Origin of the sequence: Methylobacterium sp. GC_Met_3, from assembly GCF_026540775.1 — a bacterium.
GTDB lineage: Bacteria > Pseudomonadota > Alphaproteobacteria > Rhizobiales > Beijerinckiaceae > Methylobacterium.
In genome coordinates this window covers 1-6273 of the sequence record NZ_JALNUL010000104.1, presented here as the reverse complement: position 1 = coordinate 6273, position 6273 = coordinate 1, and the positions used below count along the sequence as shown (strand labels likewise).

Genomic DNA, 6273 nt, shown 5'->3' with positions numbered 1-6273 from the left:
TATTCGCGCCGCGCTCCGCACGGCACCGAACGGCTACGTCGCCTTGGTCGGAGACTCGCATGCCGAGTTCCTGGGAACACCTGATTTCGGCGGCCGAAGCTGCGTCAATCTCGGCATCGGCGGCAGCACGGCAGCCGATTGTGCACGCCACCTCGCCAGCCTGCACCCTGACGCCGGTGCCACAGCTGCCGTGCTGTTCGTCGGCACCAACGACATTCTGCGCTGGCGACACCCAGACCGGCCGACGGCTGCCGACCGCTTCACCGACGACGTTGACCGGATCTTGCAGACCCTTTCGGCCTGGGCGGAACATATCTTTGTAGCGGCGGTCCCGCCGATCGGCTCATGGATCACGGGTCGTGACCCCGCGTCGGTAATCGCCTTCACTGAACGCCTTCGGGCGTTATGCGGGCGAAGCAATGTTACCTTCTTCGACCCGTTCGCAGGGATCCGCGACGGCGAGAGCGGTTTCGCGCTGGCGGGACTGCATCGCGACGGCTTTCACCTGGCCGATTATCCCGGCTTGGCTAAGGAGGTGGTTCGGCTGGTCAGCCTTCGCGTCGCGCCTTCTCAGGTACCGACGATCCGGGCCGCCTCAACTTTGACGCGGGATCGGCATCCCCGGGCGTCGAACAGGACGTTCGGCGCCGTTCGTTTACGCTTCTATCCAACAACGCCTGCCCGCTCACTCGACTGTTGAGATCGACGATCGCCATCAAGGACAGAGCCGACAACCCGATCGATCTCACCAGCGAGGGCCACGTAGTCGGCCAGATGTATATCGTCGGAGAAAAGGCCGGTCGTCGCGCGGCCTCCGGCGCTCGTGCGAATGCCCGCGAATGGATCGAAGAAGACGTGCCGCTTCTCCGCGCAGAGTTGCTCAAGGCGCTCTGAAAAGGTCACGACGGCGTCCGCGTCATGGTCCGCCGCGTCGGGGCCGAGGGGCGGCACGGCGGCGACGAAGACATGCGCGGACCAATTACCAAGGATCGCGAGGATACGCCGTACGTCGGCCTCGAACCGTCGCCCCGTGGCCGGCCTTTCCGGGCGACGGCGCCGGGCGACGTCGTTCGTCCCGATGATCAGCACTGCGGCATCGGTTCGTGCCGGCGTGTCGAGGCGTGCCAGCCGCGTGGCGCAACCACGTGCGGTAATACCGCCGACAGCAATATTGATGCTCGGCGGTCGACCGGCGATCTGGGGATGTTCCAGCAAAGCTGCGTGCGAGTTGCCGACGAGCAGCACGCCCCCCTCGGGAGCGGCGGCTAGGTCAGTTCGAATTTGCGCCCAACGCGTATCTGCGCGTTGTCGAAGCAAACTTCGGTTCCGCCAATCCTTTACAAACGAGTGAATCGAGGGAGCATACATGACCATCCTGACACCGAATGAACGATTGTCAGCGTATCTGAAAGCCTGTGAAGATCAGGTACGAGACAATTGGCGGCGATCGATGGACACGATGGTCAACATTCAAAATTGCTATCGACCAGACAGCCACCGCAATAATGCACAGAACGTCCTTAAGATTTATGTTTCAATTATCACTGGGGGGAATTTTGTTTCTCGAGGCTGATGTTTGCTGCTGATGATAGTTTCTGTTTTTGCCCATTGCCCGGTTCTCATCCTAAAATATTAAATCCGACTTATTTAGCATTCAGGCGGCTAACCGCAGAATGCTGGCGACGACGAAATTTGTTCAACGGACGCTTGTCTAAGTAATGCTGTCACACGCAATCAAACATACACATGTAAACGGCCGCCATATCCTGCAATCATTATGCCGCTATAACCAAATGTAGTATACATGGGCTCATCTTATTAGAAGTCATAATTGATTTCTACATAGTTCCTATTCAATCCGTTTTGCGCGCCACTCAAGATCAACCGTCCCAGTGCTTCCCGACCGAAGCTTTCACCATGTCGGATAGGGCCACGTCGAACACGAGCATCTCCTCGATCGCCTTGACGGATTTGAGCCGCTCCGCCAACGCCTGGGTCTCGGCGGGCACCGGCGGCATGATCGGGATCGGCGCGTCGACGCCGAGGCGGTCGAACAACATCGACGCGAAGGCGGGGAACTGGACCTTGTGGCCGACGATGCCGACCCGAGCGAGAACCTCCACCGCGACGATCGAATTTCCCGGGTGCAGAGGATCCTCTGGCAAGCGAGTTCCGAGCTGGCGGGTCAGCGGATTGTACAGCAGCCGGTAGGCTGCCTCTGGCAGCATGCGGAAGAACCGCTTGAAGCTCTTTACGTCGGTGAAATCATACTCGTCCGCGAAGGATGCGGCCTCGGCGAGCGGGCCCAGGCGCCAACTGCGAGCGGGATCGGCGGCCTCGTCACCCCGCGCCTTTAGCCAGAGCAAACGAGTTGCCATCTCGACATGTGGTTCTTGTAACAAGATAGCGGTGACCATCAGGTCCGGCGTCATATAATCCTCGTAACGCGGGATCACGATTGCGCCCGACAAAAGCGCGGACGGCATAGCTTGTGTCGTTAGAAGACTCCTCATGATCTCGTCAGACAGGCGATGCACGTTGAAGTGGCAGTGCTGAAAATGTGGGAAGAGCGCCGTCTGAAGCGCCGTCTCGGGCTCAATGCCGGTGTTGATTAGCATGGTCCGTAGTGGGACCGTCCCGTCCGGCGGCAAGCGACGGTAGATCAGCACGTTTGTGTCGGCGTCGTAGAGTTCGAGCCGCGGGATCTCCGGCAGCCCCGGCACCTCCGCATCGGTGAGTACGAAGGTGCATTGCCCGGTCGCGTGCCAGCCATTGCGTTTGAACGCCTCGTCAATGACGCTGGCTGAGATCTCGGCCACGCGGCGTCCATCGACGGAGACGGAAACTCGGCTGATGGCGAGGGGATTGTCGGGCACGATCCAGCCGCGGATCGAATTGCCCTGATCGTGGTCGATGAAGAAGCGCATAGTCAGACCGGGGTTGCCGTCGGATGCTTTGTGCCGCGGAAGTACTCGGGACTGCAGCTTGCTGCGGTGTTAGTGGCTGAAACCCCACAAACGGCTCTGTTCACACACGGTTTGGCGGCAGATGCATCCGCTGGCGACGACAACGGCTGGGGCGGCAAATGTCCTGCGGTACGACGATCTAAAACGTGACAACATGCTATAGCTCATTGACGTGTGATTTTTTCCCACGTATACGGTCCTGAATGGTGTGGCAAGTCCTGCCGCAAACGACAGCATAAAAAATGCGTACATCTAAATTTCATGCCCTACCTCAAGTCGATTTCGTCGTCTTGGCCGCGGCAAAACGCAGATTTGGCGTCCGTGCGCTATATCTGTAACACTGAATTTTCGGCATATAGTGATGACGTCGTTGCTCGATACTTCCATAATTCAGAGAGTTAAATCGATTTTCTCCGCTCGGCAGTCGAGTGGCTCGCCGCGCCTCCTCGTCGTCGGAGGAGAGCAAAGCGCCGCGGTCGCGCATGCGATGGGATGCATCGCACCGGAGGCAGCTGTCACATTCAAGCCCGTTGTCGCCGCGGTCAAACTTTATACAGCAGAACGACTCTTATCTGAGTTCGATCGGCATGATATAGTATTCCTAAGAAGCGATCTTCCACTCTGCCGCCCAGTTGGAGCGGTCGCGGGCTCGCACGGCCATACCAAGGTCGTGCGCGTTCCAACGATTGCGTTCGCAGCCTTCCACCCCGATCAGATTCGTGTCGGTTCCGATCACCGCTCCCCGATCGTAGGGCCGATGGGTCAATTACATTCCGCGCTCGTCCTGTTCGGTTTCCTTTCTGGTCTGTCCCAGGGCGCAGTGATGAAGTTGTTCCAATGCAGCGCCTTCGAGCGGGTTGGTTACTTCGAATTTTGGGCCGAGGCCGCGACGCGGCTGTATAAGGTCGGTGCTGAGGCGGACTATGATTTGGAAGCGTCCCTCGCGCGTTGGATGCGGCGGGGCTGCTTCATGCACTCGGTCAATCAGATCAAGCTGCATGTTGTCGTCGATCTCGCCCGAGGGCTCCTCGAGCGAGCAGGGATTCGCTATCAGCAATGTAACCTTGAGGATTATCTATCCGGTGATCCCGGGAAAGGGGAGAGCTGGCCGGTCTATCCTGAGATCGCCGCCCATTACGGCGTTGCCGGTAGCGCTCTCTTCCTGCGGCCGGCATCGGGACGGCGCACATCACGCTCGACGATGTCGCTCAGCCGCTTCATCGAGGAAAGCTTCGACGCGTACGCGCGCCTGCCTCGAACGTCCCTGTTTAATAACAGGGTGATGCAGTGGCAAACCGATGTGGATCTCCGAGCGGATCTTTGCCGCATAGCGGAAGGCTCGTGATGCTGCTTGGAAAACGGATCGCCGTCGTCCTCCCCGCCTACAATGCGGCCGCTACTCTCCAGCGGACCTACTCAGAGATCCCGTTGGACATTGTTGACGACATCATTCTGATCGACGATGCCAGCCACGACGAGACTGTGGCACTTGCCGAGACTCTCGGGATCTATACCCATCGCCATCCACGCAACCGCGGCTACGGCGGAAACCAGAAGACCTGCTACCGGATCGCGCTGGAACGGGGCGCCGACATCGTGGTGATGCTGCACCCGGACTACCAGTATGCGCCGCGTCTCGTCACGGCCATGGCATCAATGATCGTGTCGGGCGAGTACGACGCAGTGCTGGCGTCACGCATCCTGGGCAAGGGTGCGCTGTCGGGTGGGATGCCGCTGTACAAGTACGCCGCCAACCGCGGCTTGACTTTCGTGCAGAACTGGCTGATGGGGCAAAAGCTTTCCGAGTACCATTCCGGCTACCGCGCCTGGAGCCGGGGAGTTCTCGAGGTCGTCCCGCTCCAAGCTTGCTCGGACGACTTCGTGTTCGACAATCAGATGCTCGCTCAAGCGATACATGCCGGCTTTCGGATCGGTGAGATTTCCTGTCCGACGCGCTACTTCCACGATGCCTCCTCGATCGATTTGGGGCGCAGCTGTGTATACGGCCTCGGCGTGCTCCAGACCGCACTGGCTTATCGCCTACATCGTCTCGGCGTAAGGAATGCGCCGCTGTTCTCACCCGTCATCGCGTCTCAGACTGTTCCGCCGTCCGGGCAAGCCGGGGCGCGGCCTTGACCCCGCAGTTCGCCCAGGGGGCGCGGTTCTGGTGCCTCGCCTTCCTGTGCCTGGGCCTGCCGGTCTGTGTCGCGCTGGCGATGATCGTTCCGATGGGCGAGGTTGCCGACGAGGCCGGACACCTGGCGCGGGCGGCCGCGCTCGCTCAAGGACAGTGGCTCGGACACCGCGCAGATGTGCCTTACGCCGACGGCACCGTCCACCGAGTGGCGGGGGTCACGCTCGACTCCCCCTGGGACGACCTCGCCCGCAGCCGCCCCCCTGATTTCGGCGGCACTCTCGCGCCACGAGATGCCGTACTGAGCAATGGGCAGGTTTTCGTGCCTCTCCACACCATCGCAACCTATCCACCCCTCCTGTACGTTCCCAGCGCGCTCGGTCTGTCAGTGGGAAGGGCGCTTGGCCTAGATCGCGCGGCAGCTGCCCGGCTCGGGCGGCTCACAAACGCCGCCGCCTACATGGCTCTGGGTCTCGCGGCTCTGGCCTATGCCACCCACGGGCGGGCCGCCCTCTTCGCGCTTCTCTGCTTGCCGATGTCGCTCTCGCTTGCGGCCTCGTTCAGCCAGGATGGCTTGATTGTCGCACTAGCAGCCCTGGCCGCGGCCCTGCTTACCCCATGGTCCAAACGCGAGAAGGGCACGCGGCCACGCCTGGCCGGAGCGGTCCTGGCGATCACCGCGATCGTGCTGGCCAAGCCGCCATACGCGCCAATCGCCGTGATGTTGCTGATACCGCTCCCGCTAGCCCGCCGGTGTCTCCGCTTCTACTGGCACCGGCTGTTATTGATCGCTCTGACCGTCACCCCTGCCGTCCTATGGACGATGGGCGTGGCGGCTTTCGTAGCGGCACCGGTGCCCCGGCCTACCTACGAGGCTGGTCCCCTCTGGACGTCGGTGCGTCCAGCGTTGTTCAACAGCACCGATCCAGTAGCGCAGGCAGAGGTGCTCTTGTCTACCCTTCTACGCATTGCAACTGTGCCGACAAATTTTCTATTTAGTTTGAAACACTTGGTGGCGCTCGCCAAGGGGATGATCGGCGTCTTCGGCTGGTACGATCAGCCACTTCCGGTGGCAATTTACGTACTGTGGATTTGCGCGCTTCTGATACCGCTGCTTATTCCTCGCCGTGAGTCATTGCCGTCACGGCGAGAGCGTTTCTTGCTAATGACGTC

The 6273-nt window shown here is 60.5% G+C and carries 7 protein-coding genes; 5 read left to right on the top strand and 2 right to left on the bottom strand.

Annotation, left to right across the window (positions count from 1 at the left end; all coding sequences use genetic code 11):
• Positions 1 to 700 (top strand): GDSL-type esterase/lipase family protein (locus tag OXS27_RS31395; protein WP_267361579.1); only part of this gene is annotated, 700 nt, incomplete at its 5' end.
• Here OXS27_RS31395 and OXS27_RS31390 read toward each other — a convergent pair.
• A complete protein-coding gene (locus OXS27_RS31390) occupies positions 664 to 1245 on the bottom strand; it encodes an SGNH/GDSL hydrolase family protein (protein WP_267361578.1) in 582 nt (193 codons plus the stop codon). The two genes, OXS27_RS31395 and OXS27_RS31390, sit on opposite strands and share 37 nt — an antisense overlap.
• Before the next feature lie 121 nt (positions 1246 to 1366).
• Here OXS27_RS31390 and OXS27_RS31385 point away from each other — a divergent pair, with 121 nt between their 5' ends.
• Positions 1367 to 1573, top strand: coding sequence for a hypothetical protein (locus OXS27_RS31385; protein WP_267361577.1), 207 nt, complete (start codon positions 1367 to 1369; stop codon positions 1571 to 1573).
• Between the two features lie 307 nt (positions 1574 to 1880).
• Here the strand turns inward: OXS27_RS31385 and OXS27_RS31380 are convergent, their stop codons facing one another.
• Positions 1881 to 2927 (bottom strand): hypothetical protein, encoded by a 1047-nt coding sequence (locus tag OXS27_RS31380; protein ID WP_267361576.1) that lies wholly within the window; start codon positions 2925 to 2927, stop codon positions 1881 to 1883.
• Between the two features lie 400 nt (positions 2928 to 3327).
• Between OXS27_RS31380 and OXS27_RS31375 the strand changes: the two genes are divergently transcribed.
• The 3 genes from OXS27_RS31375 to OXS27_RS31365 all read left to right on the top strand — a co-directional run.
• On the top strand, positions 3328 to 4311 hold the full coding sequence (locus OXS27_RS31375) for a WcbI family polysaccharide biosynthesis putative acetyltransferase (RefSeq protein WP_267361575.1): 984 nt from the start codon (positions 3328 to 3330) through the stop codon (positions 4309 to 4311).
• A complete protein-coding gene (locus tag OXS27_RS31370; protein ID WP_267361574.1) occupies positions 4311 to 5102 on the top strand; it encodes a glycosyltransferase family 2 protein in 792 nt (263 codons plus the stop codon). Before OXS27_RS31375 ends, OXS27_RS31370 begins: the two co-directional genes overlap by 1 nt.
• Positions 5099 to 6273 (top strand): DUF2142 domain-containing protein (locus OXS27_RS31365; RefSeq protein WP_267361573.1); only part of this gene is annotated, 1175 nt, incomplete at its 3' end. The genes OXS27_RS31370 and OXS27_RS31365, both read left to right, overlap by 4 nt.